At 59.9% G+C, this 20483-nt stretch carries 17 protein-coding genes; 7 read left to right on the top strand and 10 right to left on the bottom strand.

The window, feature by feature from the left end; genetic code table 11:
* Positions 1-19: 19 nt before the first annotated feature.
* The 9 genes from HD883_RS13110 to wbaP all read right to left on the bottom strand — a co-directional run bounded on the left by HD883_RS13110 (position 20) and on the right by wbaP (position 9384).
* Positions 20-1081 carry an NAD-dependent epimerase/dehydratase family protein gene (locus tag HD883_RS13110; protein WP_179584761.1) on the bottom strand — a complete coding sequence of 354 codons (1062 nt, stop codon included), beginning with the start codon at positions 1079-1081 and terminating at the stop codon, positions 20-22.
* 53 nt (positions 1082-1134) lie between these two features.
* Positions 1135-2448 carry a lipopolysaccharide biosynthesis protein RfbH gene (gene rfbH / locus HD883_RS13105; protein ID WP_179584763.1) on the bottom strand — a complete coding sequence of 438 codons (1314 nt, stop codon included), beginning with the start codon at positions 2446-2448 and terminating at the stop codon, positions 1135-1137.
* 7 nt (positions 2449-2455) lie between these two features.
* Entirely contained in the window at positions 2456-3535 is a 1080-nt protein-coding gene (rfbG, locus tag HD883_RS13100; protein WP_179584765.1) for a CDP-glucose 4,6-dehydratase, read from the bottom strand.
* Entirely contained in the window at positions 3535-4305 is a 771-nt protein-coding gene (rfbF, locus tag HD883_RS13095) for a glucose-1-phosphate cytidylyltransferase (RefSeq protein WP_179584766.1), read from the bottom strand. The genes rfbG and rfbF overlap by 1 nt, the downstream gene beginning before the upstream one ends.
* Positions 4306-4344: 39 nt before the next feature.
* Positions 4345-4896, bottom strand: coding sequence for a dTDP-4-dehydrorhamnose 3,5-epimerase (gene rfbC / locus HD883_RS13090; RefSeq protein WP_179584768.1), 552 nt, complete (start codon positions 4894-4896; stop codon positions 4345-4347).
* A 2-nt stretch (positions 4897-4898) separates the two neighbouring features.
* Positions 4899-5792 (bottom strand): glucose-1-phosphate thymidylyltransferase RfbA, encoded by an 894-nt coding sequence (gene rfbA / locus HD883_RS13085; RefSeq protein WP_179584770.1) that lies wholly within the window; start codon positions 5790-5792, stop codon positions 4899-4901.
* A complete protein-coding gene (rfbD, locus tag HD883_RS13080; RefSeq protein ID WP_179584773.1) occupies positions 5789-6718 on the bottom strand; it encodes a dTDP-4-dehydrorhamnose reductase in 930 nt (309 codons plus the stop codon). The genes rfbA and rfbD overlap by 4 nt, the downstream gene beginning before the upstream one ends.
* Positions 6708-7799, bottom strand: coding sequence for a dTDP-glucose 4,6-dehydratase (gene rfbB, locus HD883_RS13075; protein ID WP_179584775.1), 1092 nt, complete (start codon positions 7797-7799; stop codon positions 6708-6710). Before rfbB ends, rfbD begins: the two co-directional genes overlap by 11 nt.
* A gap of 115 nt (positions 7800-7914) precedes the next feature.
* Positions 7915-9384 (bottom strand): undecaprenyl-phosphate galactose phosphotransferase WbaP, encoded by a 1470-nt coding sequence (gene wbaP, locus HD883_RS13070; protein ID WP_179584777.1) that lies wholly within the window; start codon positions 9382-9384, stop codon positions 7915-7917.
* Between the two features lie 493 nt (positions 9385-9877).
* Between wbaP and galE the strand changes: the two genes are divergently transcribed.
* The 4 genes from galE to HD883_RS13050 all read left to right on the top strand — a co-directional run bounded on the left by galE (position 9878) and on the right by HD883_RS13050 (position 14396).
* Positions 9878-10927 carry a UDP-glucose 4-epimerase GalE gene (galE, locus tag HD883_RS13065; RefSeq protein ID WP_179584779.1) on the top strand — a complete coding sequence of 350 codons (1050 nt, stop codon included), beginning with the start codon at positions 9878-9880 and terminating at the stop codon, positions 10925-10927.
* 155 nt (positions 10928-11082) lie between these two features.
* The gene (locus tag HD883_RS13060; protein WP_179584781.1) at positions 11083-11328 is read left to right on the top strand and encodes a hypothetical protein; all 246 of its coding nucleotides are present in this window, start codon (positions 11083-11085) and stop codon (positions 11326-11328) included.
* A gap of 66 nt (positions 11329-11394) precedes the next feature.
* On the top strand, positions 11395-13596 hold the full coding sequence (locus HD883_RS13055) for a YjbH domain-containing protein (protein ID WP_306456306.1): 2202 nt from the start codon (positions 11395-11397) through the stop codon (positions 13594-13596).
* Positions 13597-13799: 203 nt separating this feature from the next.
* On the top strand, positions 13800-14396 hold the full coding sequence (locus tag HD883_RS13050; protein ID WP_218863152.1) for a hypothetical protein: 597 nt from the start codon (positions 13800-13802) through the stop codon (positions 14394-14396).
* Between the two features lie 163 nt (positions 14397-14559).
* Here HD883_RS13050 and HD883_RS13045 read toward each other — a convergent pair whose 3' ends face one another.
* Positions 14560-14928 carry a VanZ family protein gene (locus HD883_RS13045; RefSeq protein ID WP_179584787.1) on the bottom strand — a complete coding sequence of 123 codons (369 nt, stop codon included), beginning with the start codon at positions 14926-14928 and terminating at the stop codon, positions 14560-14562.
* A 204-nt stretch (positions 14929-15132) separates the two neighbouring features.
* On the opposite strand from HD883_RS13045, the gene HD883_RS13040 reads away from it, so the two are divergent.
* The 3 genes from HD883_RS13040 (at position 15133) to HD883_RS13030 (ending at position 20434) form a co-directional block, all read left to right on the top strand.
* Positions 15133-16539: a phosphomannomutase/phosphoglucomutase gene (locus tag HD883_RS13040; RefSeq protein ID WP_373563363.1), complete on the top strand. Its 1407-nt coding sequence runs from the start codon at positions 15133-15135 to the stop codon at positions 16537-16539.
* A gap of 11 nt (positions 16540-16550) precedes the next feature.
* Positions 16551-18176 (top strand): glucose-6-phosphate isomerase, encoded by a 1626-nt coding sequence (gene pgi / locus HD883_RS13035; protein ID WP_179584789.1) that lies wholly within the window; start codon positions 16551-16553, stop codon positions 18174-18176.
* A gap of 800 nt (positions 18177-18976) precedes the next feature.
* Positions 18977-20434: a capsule assembly Wzi family protein gene (locus HD883_RS13030; RefSeq protein WP_179584791.1), complete on the top strand. Its 1458-nt coding sequence runs from the start codon at positions 18977-18979 to the stop codon at positions 20432-20434.
* Positions 20435-20483 lie beyond the last annotated feature (49 nt).

Below are 20483 nucleotides of genomic sequence, written 5' to 3'. Positions count from 1 at the left end.
GATGTCGGGCTTCTGGTACTCAGGCGGCACGCGTGCCACCTGCGCGATGCCAGGCAAGTGTTCTTTCAATCGCATCATCGAGCGAGACACGGACCGCCAGACCCAGGTCATCGCGTGCTTTCGTGATGTCAGGCGCGTATTGCTGCGCCGGTGCTGCAGGAGACGGAGTCTGCCGGATGTGGACAGGTACAACGGCTCCGCTCGCCTTCGCGACCCGAGCCGCCAGATCCCCCAAGGAAATCGGCATGTCGGACCCCACGTTGTAGGCCTCGGCACGCTTGCCTTTGACAAGGATGGTCCAGAGCCACAACGCCAGATCGGCTGCGTACAAGTAGGATCTGAAAGGAGTACCGTCCCCCTGGATCACGATAGGTTCGGATGCCAGTTTGTTCTTGATGAAATTGCCAATGGCAAAGTGCTTGTCGATCGCAAGGTAGGGTCCGACAAGGGCGTAGATCCGGGCGATCTTTACAGGAATGTCGTAAGCGCTGTCGTAAGCGGTTGCCATCCACTCCGAACTCTTTTTTCCGAGTCCATAAGCCGACGCGAGCCGCATCGGATCAGGGCCGCCCAGGTAGGTTTCCGGCGTCAGGCTCATGTCCGGAGGAACGCTGCCGTAGACCGCGCCGGAACTTGTCAGTAGCAGTCCCTCGCAGCCTCCTCGCCGCGCCAGGTCGAGGACGCGGCGAGTGCCCGTCAGGTTTACGTCGAACACGTCGAGATGCGCTGCTGGACTTGCGTCCGCGGACACGTCCGTGGCAGCGTGAACGATGTAGTCGAATGAGGGAAGCCCGTCAGCCGGAAAGGTGCGGACGTCACCCTCAAGCAGTTCGATGGCAGCATGCCGGGCAAGGTGCGGCGCTTCAGTCGTGAAGGCCGAAGGCCGACGCGTCAGCAGGGTGGCTTTCACCCCGAGGCCGTAAATATCGTTCGCCCGGCAAAGCGCTTCAAGCATCCACTTGCCGACGAAGCCGGTTGCGCCGGTGAGGAAGATGGACTTGCCCCTCAGCGCTTCCCACACCCCTTCACCATGCTCCAGGATGTGCTTGAAATCGTCTTCCGCGATGCTGCTGACAGTCACTTGTTTTCCGCTCGTCAAATCCTGCCGGGCATTGAGCCCGGCATGTTCCGTTATCAGAAGTTCACGCCCAGGAACGTTTCGATCTTTTCGACGGTGTAGTCGAGCATTTCACGCGACAGGCCTGGGTACAGCCCGATCCAGAACGTCTGGTTCATGATGCGGTCGGTGTTGGTCAGTTCGCCAGAGATGCGGAAGTTGCGGCCCAGCATGTACGGCTGGCGCGTCAGGTTGCCCGCGAACAGCAGACGCGTGCCAATCTTGTTCTGGTCCAGGTAGGTCGTCAGGTCCAGACGCGTTACGCCGGCGTCTTCCTTAACGGTGATCGGATAGCCGAACCACGATGGATCGGCTTTCTCGGTTGCTTCCGGCAGGATCAGGAACTCTTCGCAGCTCTTGAGCTTTTCGGTCAGGTAGGCGAAGTTGTCCTTGCGGGCTTGCACGAAGCCTTCAAGACGGTCCATCTGCGCAAGCGCGCAGGCAGCCTGCATGTCCGAAATCTTCAGGTTGTAGCCAAGGTGCGAGTACGTGTACTTGTGGTCGTAGCCTTCAGGCAACGTACCGAGCTTCCAGCAGAAGCGCTTGTTGCAGGTGTTGTCCTTGCCTGGGGGGCAGTAGCAATCGCGGCCCCAGTCACGGAAGGATTCGGCGATCATCTTCAGTTCGTAGTCGTTCGTGAAGACGGCGCCGCCTTCGCCCATCGTGATGTGGTGCGCAGGGTAGAAGCTCAGCGTGGCGATGTCGCCGAAGGTGCCGACGACCTTGCCGTTGTACGTGGTGCCCAGTGCGTCACAGCAGTCTTCGATCAGCCACAGATTGTGCTTCTTGCACAGCGCGACGACCGTGTCCAGGTCGAACGTGTTGCCCAGCGTGTGGGCGATCATGACCGCCTTGGTCTTGGGCGTGATGGCCGCTTCGATCAGCGACGCGTCGGCGTTGTAGGTACCCATCTTGACGTCGACGAACACCGGCACGGCGCCGAATTGCAGGATCGGGTTGACGGTGGTCGGGAAGCCCGCAGCCACGCTGATGACTTCGTCACCTGGCTTGACGGCACGGTCGCCCAGCTTGTGGGACGTCAGGGTCGAAAAGGCAACCAGGTTGGCGGACGAACCCGAGTTGACCGTCATGACGTGATTGACGCCAAGGAACTTGGCCAGGCGGGCTTCGAACATGTCGTTGAAGCGGCCGGTGGTGAGCCATCCGTCGAGGGACGCATCGACCATCAGTTGGAGTTCTGGCGCGCCAATGACTTTGCCCGACGGGGGGACGACGGACACGCCCGGTACGAATTCTTTCGCAGCGGTGGACAAGGCACCATATTGGCCGACGAGCTGGATGATTTGCTCGCGAATCTGTTCTTTGCTCATGGTGCTCTCATGCCTTCAAAAGGGATGTTTGATACGAATCGATTTGGGTAAGGGTCAGCGCGCGCATGTCGGCGCCTTGCTGAGCGGCCTTGAACCATTCGACGATCTTGTCGATCGTGATAGGCAAGGTCCACTGCGGCCGCCAGCCGAGCTGGCTGCGGGCCTTCGAGCAGTCCAGCTTCAGGAAAGTGGCTTCATGAGGCTGCGGGTTCTTGTCCAGCTCCCAGCTTGCGCCGGCGCCCCAGGTTGACGTGAGACGTTCGACGATCCACTGGACGGGCTGCGTATCCGAATCTTCAGGGCCGAAGTTCCAGCCGTCGGCGAACGTGACGCCTTCGTTGTACAGGCGCTCTGCCAACGTCAGGTAACCGCTGAGCGGCTCCAGCACATGCTGCCACGGACGGATGGCGTGGGGGCTGCGGATATGCACCGATTGCCCGGCCGCGATCGCCCGCATCATGTCGGGAATGAGCCGATCCTGGGCCCAGTCGCCGCCGCCGATGACATTGCCTGCACGGCCGCTGCCCACGGCAACACCGTGGCGCGCGTAGTCGTCGGGATTGAAGAACGAGTTGCGATAGGCGCTGGTGACGAGTTCGGAGCATCCCTTGCTGTTGCTGTAGGGATCGTATCCGCCCATCGGCTCGTTTTCACGGTAGCCCCAGAGCCATTCCTTGTTCTCGTAGCACTTGTCGCTGGTCACGATCACAACGGCCTTCACGCCTTCGGTCTGGCGGACCGCTTCAAGCAAGTGCACCGTACCCATGACGTTGGTCGCGTAGGTCTCAACCGGGTTCACATAGGAATAACGCACCAGGGCCTGGGCGGCCATGTGAATGACGATCTCGGGTTGCGCGGCCTTGATTGCTGCCTGCATGGCTGCGAGGTCACGAATATCGCCGATCTGCGAGTTCATGCCTTCTGCAACGTTCGCGCGTTGGAACAGATTCGGCTCGGAGTCGGGGGCCAGCGAGAAGCCGGTCACTTCGGCGCCCAAGGATTGCAGCCAAAGCGACAGCCAGCTTCCCTTGAACCCCGTGTGGCCGGTCATGAAGACCCGCTTGCCTTTCCAGAATGTCGGATTCATTACCACTTCTTCCAGGGCGCTTTGCCGGATTGCCAGAGTTCTTCGAGGTGGACCTTGTCGCGAAGGGTATCCATGGGCTGCCAGAATCCGTCGTGTGCGTAGGCTGCCAGTTCACCTTCAGCCGCCAGGGCTTCCAGGGGCTCGCGTTCCCACACGCAGTCATCGCCGGTGATCAGGTCCAGCACTTTCGGTGACAGGACAAAGAAGCCGCCGTTGATCAGACCGCCGTCGCCCTTGGGCTTTTCCGTGAACGATTTGACCTTGTCGCCGCGGATATCAAGGGCGCCAAACCGGCCCGGAGGATAGGTCGCGGTAAGCGTCGCCTTGGTACCCGATTGCTTGTGGAATTCGACCAATTCGCCGATGTTTACGTCCGCCACGCCGTCGCCGTAGGTGAAGCAGAACGCTTCCTCGTCCTTGACGTAGTCCTTGACGCGGCCCAGGCGGCCGCCCGTCATGGAGTTTTCGCCCGTGTCGACCAGGGTGACCTTCCAGGATTCCGCGAAGCGCTGATGCACTTCCATCTGGTTGGTCGACATGTCGAACGTCACGTCCGACATGTGCAGGAAGTAGTTGGCAAAGTATTCCTTGATCACGTAGCCCTTGTAGCCGCAGCAGATCACGAAATCGTTGATCCCATAGTGGGAATAGATTTTCATGATGTGCCAGAGAATGGGCTTGCCGCCCACTTCGACCATCGGCTTGGGCTTGACGGAGGTTTCTTCGCTAATACGGGTGCCGAGACCACCGGCAAGAATGACAGCTTTCATCGTTCAGTTCTCAAGTTATCTGTTATCGGCCGATGGCCGTCATTCGAAGCAATCAGCGTCGCCCAGGGGCTTGCCGTTGGCATCTTTTGCCGCAAGCGAAGGCTCGCCGGAAAGTGGCCATTGAATCCCGACCGAGGCGTCAGACCAGAGCAGCGAACGCTCGAACTCGGGGTACCAGTAGTCGGTCGTCTTGTACAAGAATTGCGCGTTTTCCGATACCACCACGAAGCCGTGCGCGAAGCCCTCGGGCACCCACAGCTGCCGGTTGTTTTCCGCGCTCAACGTGACGCCGACCCACTTGCCGAAATTTGGCGAGCTCTTGCGCAGGTCCACTGCGACGTCGAACACTTCACCCTCGACCACCCGCACCAGCTTTCCCTGCGGATGCTGGATCTGGTAGTGCAAACCGCGCAGCACGTTGCGGGACGATTTCGAGTGATTGTCCTGAACGAATTCCTTGTTCAGTCCGGTGCATTTTTCAAAGTCGCGAGCGTTGAAGCTTTCGTAGAAAAACCCGCGGGAATCACCGAAAACTTTCGGCTCCAGGATCAGGACTTCAGGAAGATCGGTGGCAGTTACGGTGTAGGGCATGATCAGCCGGCGATAAGTTTTTGGAGATACTGGCCATAGCCATTCTTGGCCAGGGGCTTTGCAAGCTTCGCGACGTCATCGGCGGCGATCCAGCCGTTGCGGAACGCGATTTCTTCCGGGCAGGCAACCATCAGCCCTTGCCGCTTTTGCAGCGTCGCGATGAAGCTGCTGGCTTCGAGCAACGAGTCGTGGGTGCCGGTATCCAGCCACGCGAACCCGCGCCCCATGATCTCGACGTTCAACGACTTGTTTTCAAGATAGCGCTTGTTGACATCGGTGATTTCATATTCACCACGCGGCGATGGTGCAATGTCGGCAGCGATGTCGCACACGGTGTTGTCGTAGAAGTAGAGCCCCGTGACCGCGTAGTTGCTGCGCGGCTTGACTGGCTTTTCTTCGATGCTGAGCGCCCGGAATTCATCGTTGAATTCAACGACGCCGTAGCGTTCCGGATCGTGCACGTGGTAGGCGAAAACGGTAGCTCCGTCCGTACGGGCGTTCGCGCTTTCCAGCTGCTTGACCAGGTCGTGACCATAGAAAATGTTGTCGCCCAGGATCAATGACGAAGGCGCGTTGCCCACGAACTCGCGGCCCAGCACGAAGGCTTGCGCGAGACCGTCCGGCGATGGTTGGACCTGATACTGGATATTCAGGCCCCATTGCGAACCGTCGCCCAGCAGGTCTGAAAAGCGTGGCGTGTCTTGCGGCGTCGAAATGATCAGGATGTCGCGGATACCGGAAAGCATCAACGTGGCCAACGGGTAATAGATCATCGGCTTGTCGTAGATAGGCATCAGCTGCTTGGACACCGCCTGCGTGATCGGGTACAGGCGCGTGCCGGAGCCACCCGCCAGGATGATGCCCTTGCGGGTGGGGGACGTTGCTGCCTTGATCATTGTTTTAGCTCTGCAAGAAGTTTGACGGTGCTTTCGACATGCACGGTCCAGTCAGGAAGGCGGATTCCGAAGGTCGACTCGAGTTTGTCGCACGACAACCGGGAGTTGTGCGGACGCTTGGCGGGTGTGGGATAGTCCGAGGTCGGGATGGGATGGACGCGCTCGGGCGCTGCCTTCAGTTCCAGCCCTGCTGCAATGCCTTCTGCAATGACCTTGGAGGCATAGGCATGCCACGTGGTCTCGCCCTTGGCCGTGAGGTTGTACAGGCCAAACGGGAAGGTGCCCGACGCCGTGCCAGCATTGCGGGCAGCAAAATACTGCGCAACGATGTGCGCGCTGACGTCCGCAATCAGCGCCGCGCTGGTCGGCACGCCATGCTGGTCCGCAATGACGTTGAGGCTTTCGCGCGCGCCCGCCAGCTTCAGCATCGTCTTTGCAAAATTGCCGCCGTGTGCCCCAAAGACCCACGTCGTGCGAAAGATCAGATGTTCGCGAAGTTCGGCTGCAATAGCCTGTTCGCCTGCCAGCTTGCTGGCGCCGTAGACGTTGACCGGGCTGGTTGCATCGTCTTCCGTATAGGCACTGGCTTTGGACCCATCGAACACGTAGTCGGTCGAATAGTGCACCAGCAATGCGCCGACCTTCGCAGCCGACTGGGCAAGCGCTTTGACTGCATTGGCGTTGACCAGGTAGGCCTTGTCCTGATCGCTTTCCGCCTTGTCGACAGCGGTGTAGGCGGCCGCGTTGACGATGACGTCGGGCCGAAGCGTCGCGACAAGGTTGTCGACCGCCGCAGCATCGGCAAGATCACACGTCGACCGATCGACGCCGACGACCTGACCCAACGGTTGCAACGCGCGCATCAGCTCGAAGCCGAGCTGACCCTTCTGGCCAATCACAAGCAGGGTAGGGGACTCAAGCGCCATATTGCTTTTCCACCCATTTGCGGTAGTCGCCGCTGACCACGTTATTCAACCAGGGCTGGTTTGCCAGATACCACTCGATGGTCTTGCGCATGCCGGTTTCGAACGTTTCGGCCGGGCGCCAGCCCAGTTCACGCTCGAGCTTGGTGGCGTCGATGGCGTATCGGCGGTCATGCCCCGGCCGGTCTTTCACGAACGTAATTTGTTCGGTGTAGGAAACCTTGTCTTCGCGCGGCTTGAGTTCGTTCAGCAGCGAGCAGATCGTGTCGACGACTTCCAGATTAGTCTTTTCGTTCCAGCCGCCAACGTTATACGTTTCACCAAGGCGACCGGATTCGATCACGCGATGGATCGCGCTGGCGTGATCGGCAACGAACAACCAGTCGCGGACGTTCTTGCCATCGCCGTAGATCGGCAGCGGCTTTTGTCCCAGCGCATTCAGGATGACCAACGGAATCAGCTTTTCCGGAAAGTGGTAGAAGCCGTAGTTGTTCGAGCAGTTGGTCGTCGTGACTGGCAAACCATACGTATGGAAATAGGCCCGGACCAAGTGATCGCTGGCAGCCTTGCTTGCCGAATACGGCGAATTGGGCGCAAACGGCGTTTCTTCGGTAAAGGCTGGATCGTCGAGCTCCAGCGTGCCGTACACCTCGTCGGTCGAAATGTGGTGGAAACGGCGCGTTTGCTGCAGCGTTTCCTTGTCGAGTTTCTGCTCGGTCTGCCAGAACTGACGGCAGGCTTCCAGAAGGCAATACGTGCCCTCGATATTGGTTCTGACGAATTCACCAGGGGCAGTAATCGAACGGTCGACATGGCTTTCGGCAGCAAAGTGGACCACGGTATCGATGCTGTGTTCGCGAAGCAGCCGATCTACCAGCGCGCGATCGCAAATGTCGCCTTGCACCAAGGTATGACGCTCTTCGCCATCCATCCCCTTGAGGTTGTCTGGGTTGCCCGCATAGGTCAGCAGATCAAGGTTGACCACGTTGACGTCTTTGGCAGCGCCAAGGAGGTAGCGCACGAAATTGGAACCGATGAATCCGGCACCGCCAGTGACGAGAATGTTTTTGGGCTGGTAGCTCATTGCTTGGATATGAATGGACCGTTCGGGTTGTGCGACACATCAGCGCAGTCGTGCCGATGTGTTTGTTGAAAATTTGACGGATCCGTCGGGAATCCGCCGGCGATCGAGGCAAGCCTCAGTAGGCTCCGTCCCGCTGCAGCACGACGCCAGCGGTCTTGAAAAGAATGGCGACGTCATAAAAGAGCGACCAATTCTTCACGTACCAGGCATCCAGATAGACGCGCGTTGCATAGTCGATATTGTTGCGTCCGCTGATCTGCCAGAGACCGGTCATGCCGGGCTTGACCATCATGTAGTAGTCGGCGTCGTCGGCATACCGCGCCAGTTCGGCCTCGACGATCGGACGCGGTCCGACCAGGCTCATCTCGCCCTTCAACACATTCCAGAGCTGGGGCAATTCGTCAAGACTGGTTCGACGGAGGAAACCACCGATCTTGGTAATGCGCGGATCGTTTTTAAGCTTGAAGTCCAGATTCCATTCTTCGCGTGCTGCCGGATCGTTGGCGAGCAAATTCCGAAGGACTTCTTCTGAATTCAGCACCATCGATCGCAGCTTGAGGCAGCTGAATTTCTTGCCGTTCTGGCCGATGCGAGTGTGGCCGTAGAAGGCGTTTCCGCCGTCTTCACGCACCTTGTAGGCAAAGTACGCCAGCACGGGCGAAAGAAGCAGAAGCAGGAGGGAAGAGAAAACAATATCGAACGAGCGCTTGATCACCCGCGACGCCGTACGCTTCAAATTGGTGTTCAGGCGAAGCATCAGCACTTCGTGGCTGAAGAAGTGAGACATTTCGGCGCCATACAACGGCACGCCGCGCATGGCTGGGATCACCGAGATATCCCGAATGCCGTGTCGGGTCAGGTCCCGGATCCAACGGTCGCGCAGATGGTGTTCGTGGTGTTCAAGCGCGATCACAACCTTGACGTCGGCCAGGAGGTTGAAACTGCTGGCGTTGAAACCGTTCAGGATCGGGACGCTGGTGAGTGTCTGGGAACCAAGCGATTCTGCCGGCGACACATAGGCGATGACATCGAGTCCCATCAGCGGCTGGCTGCGCAGCGCCAGGCACGCTTCCTTGGCGTTTTCCCCGGTGCCTACGATCAGCGTCGGTTTTTTCCAATAACCCGCGCCGGTGAGGATGGTTTTGATCGCCCAGCGGCCCAAGGGCACGCATACCATCGCGGTGGCCCACGTCGTGAACCACCAGATTCGAGAAAATTGCCAGCCGATCAGGGCAATGAATGCCAGTTCGAGGAAAGCGACCAGCACAAGCGTGGACAGCACCTCGTGCAACTCGCTCCAGAAGGGTTTTCTGTACGCATAATGCCGGGCGCTTCCCCAGAACCAGAGAACGGCCGAGAAAACAAATGCGGCATGCGTAACCAGGGGGGAAAATATATTGCTGCTGTTAATGCCGATCCAGCCGGACGAAAAACCAGCAGACGTTGCCGTTGCGAGAGCAAGGGCACCCAAGCCGAAAGCTGTCAGGAAACTCACCAAGTCGGTCAGGCACAAAGCGTACTTGTTAATCCATCGCGCATTTAGCCGCGAGCCGCTTTGTAAAGGACTGAATAGTTCTGCTTTCATAGTGAGGTCTCAAACCATCGACGCACGCTGACGCCTAGTAATTTCACAACGATCTCATCCGCGAATCGCCGGTAGTCGGAGCAGCAATGTGTCGCGGGCCGCGGCAGTTCAGGTACAACACCACTGCTGCCAGTCGCTGAGAACGTGTCAGGCGCTCTCGTAGTGACCCATAAGCAATAAAAGCGCTCACCCAAGGAGCGCCTCTTTGCAACAACGGATTTTAGCCTAGAACGTAATTCGTATGGTTCCCACGGCCGAGACAGTGATTGCAACATAGTGAAACGGCTCGGTCCATCGAGTTGACAGGCAGGCCAGGCAATGGCATCGGGAAAGTACCATCATCCCTTGGCTGTAGAGACCGGGACGTCGTTGCCCCCGTCCATGTCATTGCGACTGCATGCGAGGGACGTGTGGGGATGTAGGTCTTAGTGACTGTGGTGTTTAGGCTGCAAACCATCGAATATCATCAAGCCTAATTCGGGACGGATGAAAAATGCAGAAGAAGTTGTTGGTGACGGGCGGCGCAGGTTATATCGGCAGCCATACCTTGGTGGAATTAATTGCCGCGGGATATGCCCCGATTGTCTTGGACAATTTGTCGAACAGCGATATCGAAGTGCTCAGGCGCGTCAAATCGCTGACAGGCGTCGAGGTGCCATTTGTCAAAGCGGACATTCGTGATGAGGCGGCGCTCGACAAGGTATTCAAAGATGCCGCGCAGGACGGCGACGCCATTGCCGCGGTGATTCACTTTGCAGCGCTCAAGGCGGTGGGCGAGTCGGTAGAAGATCCCTTGCGTTATTACGACAATAACGTGGGCGGTACCCGTACGTTGCTGTCGGCCATGCTGGCCGCGGGTGTGAACGCCATCATATTCAGTTCCTCGGCAACGGTGTACGGCGATCCTCAATTTCTTCCCTATACCGAACAGCATCCGCAAAAGCCCACCAACCCATACGGCTGGACGAAGTTTATGGTTGAGCAGATGTTGTCCGACGTCTGCGCATCCAATCCTTCCTTTTCGGCTGTCACGCTCAGGTATTTCAATCCGATCGGTGCGCATCCAAGCGGACAGTTGGGTGAGGATCCCAAGGGCTTGCCCAATAATCTCTTCCCTTTCCTGACCCAGGTCGCGGTAGGAAAACTCGAACGCCTGCGAGTTTTTGGAAATGACTATGACACGGTGGACGGAACGGGCGTGCGTGATTATCTTCACGTGGTGGATCTAGCGGTGGGTCATGTCAAGGCCGTGAAAGTCGCGGCCGAGCAGAAAGGGTTCCTTCCCGTCAATCTGGGTACCGGGCAGGGCACCAGCGTCTTGCAGATGGTCAAGGCCTTTGAACAAGCCTCCGGCAAAGAGATCCCCCTGGCGATGATGGATCGCCGTGCCGGCGACCTGCCCCAGTTCTGGGCGGATGCGTCCGAAGCGCATCGGTTGCTTGGCTGGACGGCTGAGCGTTCCCTGGAAGACATGTGCCGGGACGGGTGGAACTGGCAGCGGCAGAATCCCGATGGCTACCGCGCCAGTGGGGATGTTGCTTAGCGGTATCTGATACAAAATATCTGATGGTCTAGCCCTTCCGGCTTACGCGTCATGTTTACGCTTGAGGGGTTCCCCGGTATGATCAACACTCGGATTTCCGTGTATGCGCGTCGCTGTCCAGCGGGGTGCTGTTCAACTAATAGGGGGATTTACCCATGAAACTGACCCAGATCGCTGCATTCGCGGCTGCTGCTCTGTTCAGCGTTGCTGCTGTTGCTCAACAACCTGCTGCACCTGCAGCTAACAGCGGCTCCGCTGCTGGTGGCGTAGGTACCGGCGGCATTGCTGGCGTGTCCGGCGCTGCTATCGCTGGTGGCGTGTTGGCTGTTGGCATCGCCATCGCCGCTGTTGCCTCGGGTTCGAGCGACACGACGACCAGCCATCACCACGCTGGCCGTTAATCTGCGGCAACGCGGATAGCGCGGTAGCTTGCTTCTGCGCGACAGGCGGCTTCGGCCGCCTTTTCTTTGCCGGTTTTCTTTTGGTGGTTTCGGTTGGGCAATCTAACTTTGGCTAGACGACGCTCGGGATACCTCGCGTGCCTGTTGGCGCTCGTTCCGTGCTCCCTATGGGCTCAAGCCGCTCAGAACGGACTTACCGGTCTTATCAACACGCCCTCTGCACGCATGCAGGACGACGGCGTGTTCCGGATCGGCGTTACCCATGCGTCACCTTATACGGCCGGATTTTTCAGCTTGCAGGCGATGCCCTGGCTGGAAGCGACGGCCAGATACACCCAGATCGCTGGCGTCGACGGCGGACTGGGACCTGACTACGGCAGCTTCAAAGACAAGTCGGTAGGCGCCAAGGTGCGCCTGTTGGAAGAGGGTGCCTTCGGCATCGGCTGGCTGCCGCAGTTTGCCGTCGGGATGGATGACCGGGGCACGGGCACAGGGATTTTTGCCAGCGAATTTGTCGTGGCGAACAAGAAGTTCGGCGTCAATGGCGTCGGTGTGTTCGACGTCAGCGCAGGCTATGGCCGCAAGCGTCTGGATGGGGCTTTCGGAGGGGTGCGATTTTCCCCCCAGGCCCTTCCCAACTGGCGTCTGGTCGTTGAGCGGGACGCCACCAATTTTGCGCGCGACTTTGCCTCGGCTGAGTCAGGGGTCAATACTCGGCCGGTGGGCAAATGGAATGCCGCGGTGGAGTATACGAAGGGGCCCTTTACCCTTCAGTTGGGCTCGCAGTACGGCAAGCCCTCGGTCGCTGCCTACTTTTCGATTCCGTTCCAGGCCCGAGAATTCATCCCGAAGATCAACGAAGTGGGCCCCTTGGCGAAGGGCGCCTGGTACAGCGACTCTCCACGGCCCACAGCGGCCCAGTGGGACCAGGATCGCGGTTACCGCCAAGGCATGCTGGCGACCCTCCATGACGAAGGCTTTCGCAACGTAAAGCTGGCGTATCGCAATGGCACGATGGTGCTGTCATTGACCAGCGAGCGGTTCCGCTATCAGTCTCGCGGTATCGGCCGCGCGGCGCGTATTGCGCTGGCCTATGCACCGCTTGAGACAAAGGCGATGGAGATCACCTGGGAGAATCAGGACCTGGCCGGTGTCACTTATCGGTTCAGCAACGCTGAAGTACTTCAGCGCTATTTTGCAGGCCTGACGACACGTGAAGCATTGGCTGCCCACGTCGACATCCGCTATGCGGCTCCGCCGAAAACCGCTGCCCAGGCGTCGGACATCGACGAAGTGCTGGATGCCGTGGCATACGAGCGGCCCAAGGCCAATTTTGCGTTCAACCGCGATGGCAACCTGTTCAACTTCCGCCGCGAATCGTATGACCAGAGCCGATTCCAGATCAGCCCGTACTTCTCGACCTACCTGAACGACCCCAGCGGTGCGTTCAAGTACGACGTTGGCCTGGACTTCGCGGCACGTGTGCGCATCGCGCAGGGATGGTGGGCGGACGGAACTATTCGCACCGTGCTGTCGGAAAACGTGTCGGACGTGGTGCAGGAATCGAATTCCGAATTGCCCCATGTACGTAGCGATGCCGCCAAGTACAAGCGCGCGTCCAAGATTAAGCTGGACCGGGCGCTGCTGCATCGCTACTGGCAGCCTGCGGAGCGTATCTACACGCGCGCGTCTGCCGGTATCTACGAAGAAATGTTTGGTGGCGCAGGTGTGCAGGCCTTGTGGGTTGCGCCGGGTTCGCGCTGGGCGGTGGACGGGTCGTTCGACATGCTCAAGCAGCGTGACTACAAGGGCACGGGCTTTCTGGATTACCGGACTAACACCTATCTGATGTCGGTGCACCATCGGGTGCCGTGGCTGGATGGTGTGACGGTGACTGCCCGGGGCGGTCGTTTCCTGGCTGGGGACGAAGGCGTGCGCGGCGAGATCAAGCGCACGTTCAAGTCCGGCATGGAAGTGGGTGTCTGGTACACCGTGACGAACGGGCATGACATTCAAAGCCCGGGGTCGCCCGAGTCGCCTTACCGCGACAAGGGTGTGTTCATGCGCATTCCGTTGGCAACGATGCTGGCAACGGACACGGGTGCGGCGGCGAACTTCAGCCTGCAGCCCTGGACGCGTGACGTGGGCGCGATGGTTCGGTCGCCAGGCGATCTGTATGACCAGTTCGAACGCGGCATGCTGCAGAACGCGACGGAAGGCGATGGCCTGCGCAGCTTCAGCGATCTGATCGGGGAGGACGCGCCATGAAGGTCGTTCTTTTCGCAACGCGGGTCACTGGCGTGGCTGCGGCTATTTTGTTGACGGGGTCGTTGGCGACGGCGCAGGTAATTCCGTTGCCCGACGCGGCACCGCCTGCACCGGGTACTGCGCCGGCACTACAGCAGGCGCCGATTGCCCCCCCCTCACCCCCGCCGCCTCCCGCACCCACCTGCAAGGTGTGGGACGCCGAATTGCAAGTTTCCTACCAAGGCGGCTGCAAGGACGGCTATGCCGAAGGCCACGGCGTGGCGCGTGGCGTTTCCGGCGCCTATTACAACGGCACCTTCAAGGGTGGCAGCAAGGAAGGGCTCGGCCGCAAGGTCTACGCCAATGGTGACGAATACAACGGTAGCTGGGTATTCGATGCCCGCGAGGGCCCGGGCACCTACATCTTTGGTGAAGCGTCCTCGTGGCGTGGCGACCGCTCCGAAGGCCTGTGGGTGGCAGACAGGCGGCATGGCAAGGGCGTATATATCTTTGCGCCGGACAACATCCGCATGGAAACCAATTTCTTTGGCGGTGTGCCGATCGACCCGGCGCCACCCGCCATGGTGCAACGTCAGCGGGCGATGAAGGTGTTGTTGCCGGTAATTGGCGTGCCGGGCACGCAGGTGTGCTCGATTACCACGCAGGGCTCAACATCGACACGGATTGCTCGGGGCGTGGTGACCAATGTGCTGGAAGACCGGCTGCAGGTGAACATTACGACACCTGAAACCCTGCGGGTGAGCGTGTCCAAGATGAATCCGCGATGGGACAACATCACGGAATGGATGCCTTGCAAATGAGGGGCAGATAGCCCCGCTCAGGCCTTCGACGAGTCGCCAGCGTTGTTGGCGCACATCGTCATACTGCTGAAACTAACAGGCCTGTCATCACTGACAGGCCTGTTGTTTTATGTCTTGGCGGTACATACATCTCGGCGGATGACGGGTCATCCTGGCGGACCGATTATCCCGGCTGGTACGACCGCCGCGATTCCATCAGCCGCAGCAGGCCGACGGCGATCAGGGCCGCGGCGATGTCGCAGAACCAGTCCGACCAGCTGGGGGTGCGGTACGTGAACATGGACTGAACGCCTTCGTCGAGGGCGCCCATAAGGCCGATCGCCGCAACGGCGATCCGGCCGCGAAATCGATTGCTGGGGGACTGGCCCAGGTACAGCAGCCCGGCCAGGATGCCGTAGGCCACCATGTGCAGCACTTTGTCCGGGATGATCGAGGACAGTTCGTTCGCCTGGTTGGGAATCGAACCGATGCCGATCATCAACGCGAAGAACGCGAACGCGGCCAGAAAATAGATTTTTCGCAAATGCTTCATGCCTCCTTTATTGCCCATCCGTAGAGCCTCGGTCAACCCAGTCGGGCATCTGGACGAGGCGCATCAACTGCTCTTCCGCTTAGTATGGGACTTTACGGAGTAACCCTGAGTTCCAAGTAACCGGGCGTTACTCCATGCGTGCCGATTGCCGCGCCTATCGTGGATAATCGCCGTCTTTACATACAACATACTCAGGGGAATTTTGTGGGGGCTAACGCTGCTGATGGAACCATCGATATTGCCGCTTCGGCGTTCAAGGCCTATGACATCCGCGGGGTTGTTCCGTCACCCCTGAGTCCTGAATTTGCACGGCGCCTGGGCGCGTCGCTGGCCAATGCCGCGCACGAAGCCGGCGTAAAGGCTGTCGTGGTCGGCCGTGACGGTCGCCTGAGCGGTCCTGATCTGTCGGACGCGCTGCAGGAAGGCCTGCTGGCCGGTGGCGTCGACGTGATCGACGTGGGCATGGTGCCGACGCCGCTGGTGTACTTTGCCGCGAACACGACGCAGACGGGTACGGGCGTGGCCATTACCGGCAGCCACAATCCGCCTGAGTACAACGGCTTCAAGATGATGATGGCTGGCGTGACGCTGTATGGCGACGCCATCACTGGCTTGCGTACGCACATGCTGGAAAACACCCCGCAGACGACGCATGCCCGCGGCACGCGTACCGAAGTGGACGTGGTGCCTGAATATCTGGAACGCATCGTCAGCGACGTGAAGCTGGCGCGCCCCATGAAGATTGCCGTGGATTGCGGCAATGGCGTGGCTGGTCCGGCCGCGGTGCGTCTGTTCCGTGCGCTGGGTTGCGAAGTGACCGAGCTGTTCTGCGATGTGGATGGCAATTTCCCCAACCACCATCCAGACCCGGCCGACCCGCACAACCTGGAAGACCTGATCCGCTGCCTGGAAGAAACGGATTGCGAACTGGGCCTGGCATTCGACGGCGACGGCGACCGCCTGGGCGTGGTGACCAAGGGCGGCGAGATCATCTGGCCGGATCGTCAGCTGATTCTGTACGCACGTGACGTGCTGTCGCGCAATCCTGGCGCTGAAATCATTTACGACGTGAAGTGCAGCCGGTATGTGGCCGAAGAAGTTCGCGCCGCGGGCGGCAAGCCGCTGATGTGGAAGACGGGCCATTCGCTGGTCAAGGCCAAGCTGAAGGAAACCGGTGCACCGCTGGCAGGCGAGATGAGCGGCCACATCTTCTTCAAGGAACGTTGGTTCGGTTTTGACGACGGCCTGTATACGGGCGCGCGTCTGCTCGAGATCGTGTCGAAGAGCGCCAACGCATCGGCCGTGCTCGAGGCCTTGCCTTGCGCCACGTCGACGCCTGAACTCAAGCTGGAAACGGCCGAAGGCGAGCAGTTCAATGTGGTGAAGCGTCTGAACGAGCAAGGCAAGTTTGCCGGTGCGCGTGAAGTCATCACGATCGACGGCGTACGAGTGGAATACAAGGACGGCTTTGCGTTGGCCCGTCCTTCGAACACCACGCCTGTGGTGGTGATCCGCTTCGAAGCCGACGATGACGCCGCCATGGCGCGCATCCAGGCTGACTTCCGCTCGCAGCTGCTGCGTGTGGCCCCCGATGCTGTGCTGCCTTTCTGAGGTCTCGAAGGATGTCGGGATCGAATGACGCAGTCACTGCGGATAGGAATACGGGCGCAACGACCCCCTTGTGGGATGCGAACCCTGCGCCCGCGCCGTTGGCGGATACGCAGGCATGGCGGCAGTTCGTCGTGTCGGCGCAGCATGCGGACCTGACAGCCGCGACGCTGCGGATCGTCAAGGCGCCGCACGTGGCGGTTGACCTGAGCGCGCAGGCGCAGTCGCCGGCCTTGATGGCGGCGGGTGAAGCCTTGCTGCTTGAGCGCGGTTTCGACCCTGCGCGCGCCTGCTTGCTGGAAGGCGGCATGGCCAATTGCACCGAAGCGCGCCCCGCCTGGCACACCGCCTTGCGCAGCGCCGACGCATCGCTGCGCGTGGCCGACCAGGTGGCGACGGAGCGTGAACGTGTGCGCAACTTCGTTCGCCGGGCGGACGCGGAAGGGCGCTACAAGCATGTGGTGAACATCGGCATTGGTGGCAGTGACTGGGGCCCGCGTCTGGTCGTCAGTGCACTGGGCAATGCCGGCACGCGGCGCGAGATGCGTTTTGTGTCGAACATCGATGGTCACGCAATCGAGTCCGGCTTGTTGGGCCTGGATCCGCTGCACACGCTGTTTATCGTGTCGTCGAAATCGTTCAATACGATCGAAACGCTGCGCAATGCCGAACGCGCGATCGAATGGCTGCGCGCCGGCGGCGTGCAGGATGTGAATGCGCATATGGTGGCGGTCACGTCGAACGTGGCGGGTGCTGCCAAGCTGGGCATTACCGAAGACCACGTCTTCAAACTGTGGGACTGGGCGGGCGGCCGGTATTCGGTGTGGTCGTCGATCGGCTTGCCGATTGCGTTGGCATTGGGTGTCGAGACGCTGGATGGTCTGCTGCAAGGCGCGGCCGAGATGGACGCCCATTTTGCCAGCGCACCGATCAGCGAGAATGCACCCGTGCAGCTTGCATTGACGGCGCTGGTGAACCGCAATGTGTTCGGCTATCCGTCGCTCAACATTGCCGCGTACGACGCGCGCCTGACGAACCTGGCACCGTATCTGCAGCAACTGGATATGGAATCGCTGGGCAAGTCGGTGGACGTGTATGGCCGGCCTGTCAGCGTGCCGACCGGGTCGCTGGTGTGGGGCGTGTCCGGTACCGATGCGCAGCACACGTTCTTCCAGTGGCTGCATCAAGGCACGGATCCGACGCCCGTCGATTTCGTGGTGTGCCGCGAAGCGGATCACACGTTTGCCGAGCATCATCGTTTGCTGTTGGCCAACTGTCTGGCGCAACGCGAAGCGCTGCTGCGTGGCAAGTCGTTCGACACGCTGTTGCCTGAAGTAGCCAAGACGGAATCGGATCCGGAACGTGCAGCCTGGCTGGCGCGCCACAAGGTGCATCCGGGTGGTCGCCCGTCGACCTTGCTGGTGCTTCCGCGTCTGACAGCACAGAGTCTGGGCGCCTTGCTGGCCTTGTATGAACACAAGGTGTTCGTGCAAGGAATCGTCTGGGGTATCAATCCGTTCGATCAGTGGGGCGTGGAGTATGGCAAGGTGTTGGCCACGGGTATTGCCGAAGAACTGAACGGTGGGAAAACCAAGCCGCACGACGTGTCGACTGCCCATTGGGTGGATGAGTGGAAGTAACTGATGCGCAGCGCGCATAGGTAGAAAAGGCGTCCGATCGGACGCCTTTTTTCATATTCGGTACTTCGTGTTCACGGCCTCCAGTAGGTCACGTCGATCCCGCAGCGATATTCGAGGCCCGCGTTCTGACACGAGCACTGCGTTTGTGATGCCTGGCTCCAGCCCTGTTGCATCCACATGCGGCTATCGCGATCCGCATTGTTCGCGGCAATGGTGCACGCCCCGGCGGGGTAGGCGCTGACTGCGGTGTAGGTTTTAGTGAGAGTTGTCGCGGCCGACACGCTGAATGCCGTAAGCAAACCGGCGAGTATCCAAAGTCTTTTCATACTGTGCTCCATCCGCTTCTGGTGTGATCAGGCGGCTTAAAGATCGGCGTTCAAACGCCTGTCATCAAACGATGCGCAATGCGTAATTTTCCCCTGCGCGGCCGGAATATTACATTGGGAAGACGACGTAGTTCAGGACACGAAATTGCAACTGTTTGACAGTTCAAATGGAGCGCGATTGATGAGTAGATTTAGGCGCATGGCCGTGTTCGTGCTTCGCGATCTGGCCCATCGCTTCGCAGCTGCGTGCGATGCGTGAGGGCTTACATCCGATGACGTAGCACTACGTAGTTGAATCCCAAATAGTGCTAGCTTCTGGCGTCCATGGCTTCGGCCATCGTTAGAAAAAGCGCTCCGCCCATGTCGAAAAACTCCCGATCTATCGTCCGTACGCCCGTGCGGCGCCGTCCCCTGAACGTCACGCAATCTTTGCTCCTGCCTATTGCCATGTGCTCGGCAGTCGGAAGTTTCAGCGTGTCCCCACCTGCCTTCGCGCAGACCGCAGTGATGGTTGAGGCTGGCAATCAATCCTTGCGCGACGACATCCAGTGGCTGATCGATCGGGGCATCATCGACCTGACGACCTCGACGTGGCCCATGCCTCTTTCTGCGCTTGAATCGGCCTTGGCGTCCCGGCGTGTGGCGAACATGTCGCGGGGGGATCAACATGCCATGGCAGCGGTGGAATCCTATGTAGCTCAACAGCGGCGATCGTTCGTGGGCGTGACGGCAGGCCTTAACACCGACCGGGTGCCGCAGCTGGGCTTTGACGCCACGACACGTGCCCGTGCGGGCGTAGGCGCCTACGGCCAGGCCAGCACGGAAGGATTCGCGGGCAAGGTGCAGGTGAATGGCTTGGCCGACACGATCACCAACCGGCAATCCAACGTCAACCTGGAAGGCAGCTATGCGGCGGCAGCGGCCTTGGGCCAGGTGCTGTACGTGGGCCAGCTGGCGCACTTCTGGGGCCCGGGCCAGGACGGCAGCCTGAACTGGGGCAACGCGGCCACGGCCATTCCGGGCATCGGCTTGCAACGCGGCGCGCAGACGGCGTTCGAGAACAAGTGGCTGTCGTGGATCGGCCCGTGGGGCTATGACCTGTTCGTGGGCCAGATGCAGCACAACACCGCCGTCCCGCAGGCCAAGGTGCTGAACATGCGTGCGTTTGCACGGCCCGTCCAGGGCTTGGAGATCGGACTTTCGCGCTTCATCCAGTTCGGCGGCAAGGGCCGTCCGAACAACCTGGGTGCAGTCTGGGACGCGGTCACGGGCAATTCGAATATTGACGACCCCAACGCGATCGGCACGGATCCCAGTAATGAGCTGTCCGGCATTGATGCGCGGTACACCTTTTCGCTCGCCGGAAATCCCCTGACGATCTACACCCAATTGACGGGTGAAGATGAGGCCGGCGGGCTGCCGTCGCGCTATCTGGGCCAGGTGGGCGCCCAGTTCAAGCACATGGTCGGCACGACGCGGATGCAGTGGTATGCGGAAGCGGCGGACACCACCGCGCGGCGCCTGTTCGGCTTGCAAGACGGACTGCGTGGCTATGCCTACAACCACGGCAGCTACACCAACGGCCTGTACCACGACCAGTTGCCGATCGGCCATTCCATTGGCGGCGATGGACAACTGCTGTCCGGCGGCGTGACGGTCGTGCCCGATGACTATCGCTACTTTTCACGCTACAGCGCCAAGATCCTGCATGCGCAGGTCAATCGCTCCAGCCTGCCCATCAATCAGGCCTTCGACCGGTCCGACAAGTTCTACGGTGGCGAATTCGCCTACAGCTGGATGCTCAAACCGGCCACGTTCAAGGCCGGCGTGACCGTGCTGCGTAGCGTGCACGGCAACACGAATGACGCTTTCAGCCTGATGCTGTCGATGAACGTGCCGTTGGGCGGTGGTTCGACGATGTCGGCACGTTGAATGGCGGATCGCGCCAGATAGGGCGCGGTTTCCTGCGAATTTCGTAGAC

The sequence above is a fragment of the Pigmentiphaga litoralis genome (genome assembly GCF_013408655.1).
Classification (GTDB): Bacteria; Pseudomonadota; Gammaproteobacteria; order Burkholderiales; family Burkholderiaceae_B; genus Pigmentiphaga; species Pigmentiphaga litoralis_A.
The sequence above is the reverse complement of the archived record's forward strand: the minus strand, read 5'-3'. Positions and strand labels throughout refer to the sequence as shown.

Bases quoted from the DNA above. Each gene is read 5' to 3' on its own strand.
- rfbC (WP_179584768.1), bottom strand. From the start codon at position 4,896: ATGCCCTACACCGTAACTGCCACCGATCTTCCTGAAGTCCTGATCCTG.
- galE (WP_179584779.1), top strand. From the start codon at position 9,878: ATGCAGAAGAAGTTGTTGGTGACGGGCGGCGCAGGTTATATCGGCAGC.
- rfbB (WP_179584775.1), bottom strand. From the start codon at position 7,799: ATGAGCTACCAGCCCAAAAACATTCTCGTCACTGGCGGTGCCGGATTC.
- rfbH (WP_179584763.1), bottom strand. From the start codon at position 2,448: ATGAGCAAAGAACAGATTCGCGAGCAAATCATCCAGCTCGTCGGCCAA.
- pgi (WP_179584789.1), top strand. From the start codon at position 16,551: ATGTCGGGATCGAATGACGCAGTCACTGCGGATAGGAATACGGGCGCA.
- rfbA (WP_179584770.1), bottom strand. From the start codon at position 5,792: ATGATCAAGGCAGCAACGTCCCCCACCCGCAAGGGCATCATCCTGGCG.
- rfbD (WP_179584773.1), bottom strand. From the start codon at position 6,718: ATGGCGCTTGAGTCCCCTACCCTGCTTGTGATTGGCCAGAAGGGTCAG.
- wbaP (WP_179584777.1), bottom strand. From the start codon at position 9,384: ATGAAAGCAGAACTATTCAGTCCTTTACAAAGCGGCTCGCGGCTAAAT.
- HD883_RS13045 (WP_179584787.1), bottom strand. From the start codon at position 14,928: ATGAAGCATTTGCGAAAAATCTATTTTCTGGCCGCGTTCGCGTTCTTC.
- rfbF (WP_179584766.1), bottom strand. From the start codon at position 4,305: ATGAAAGCTGTCATTCTTGCCGGTGGTCTCGGCACCCGTATTAGCGAA.
- rfbG (WP_179584765.1), bottom strand. From the start codon at position 3,535: ATGAATCCGACATTCTGGAAAGGCAAGCGGGTCTTCATGACCGGCCAC.
- HD883_RS13060 (WP_179584781.1), top strand. From the start codon at position 11,083: ATGAAACTGACCCAGATCGCTGCATTCGCGGCTGCTGCTCTGTTCAGC.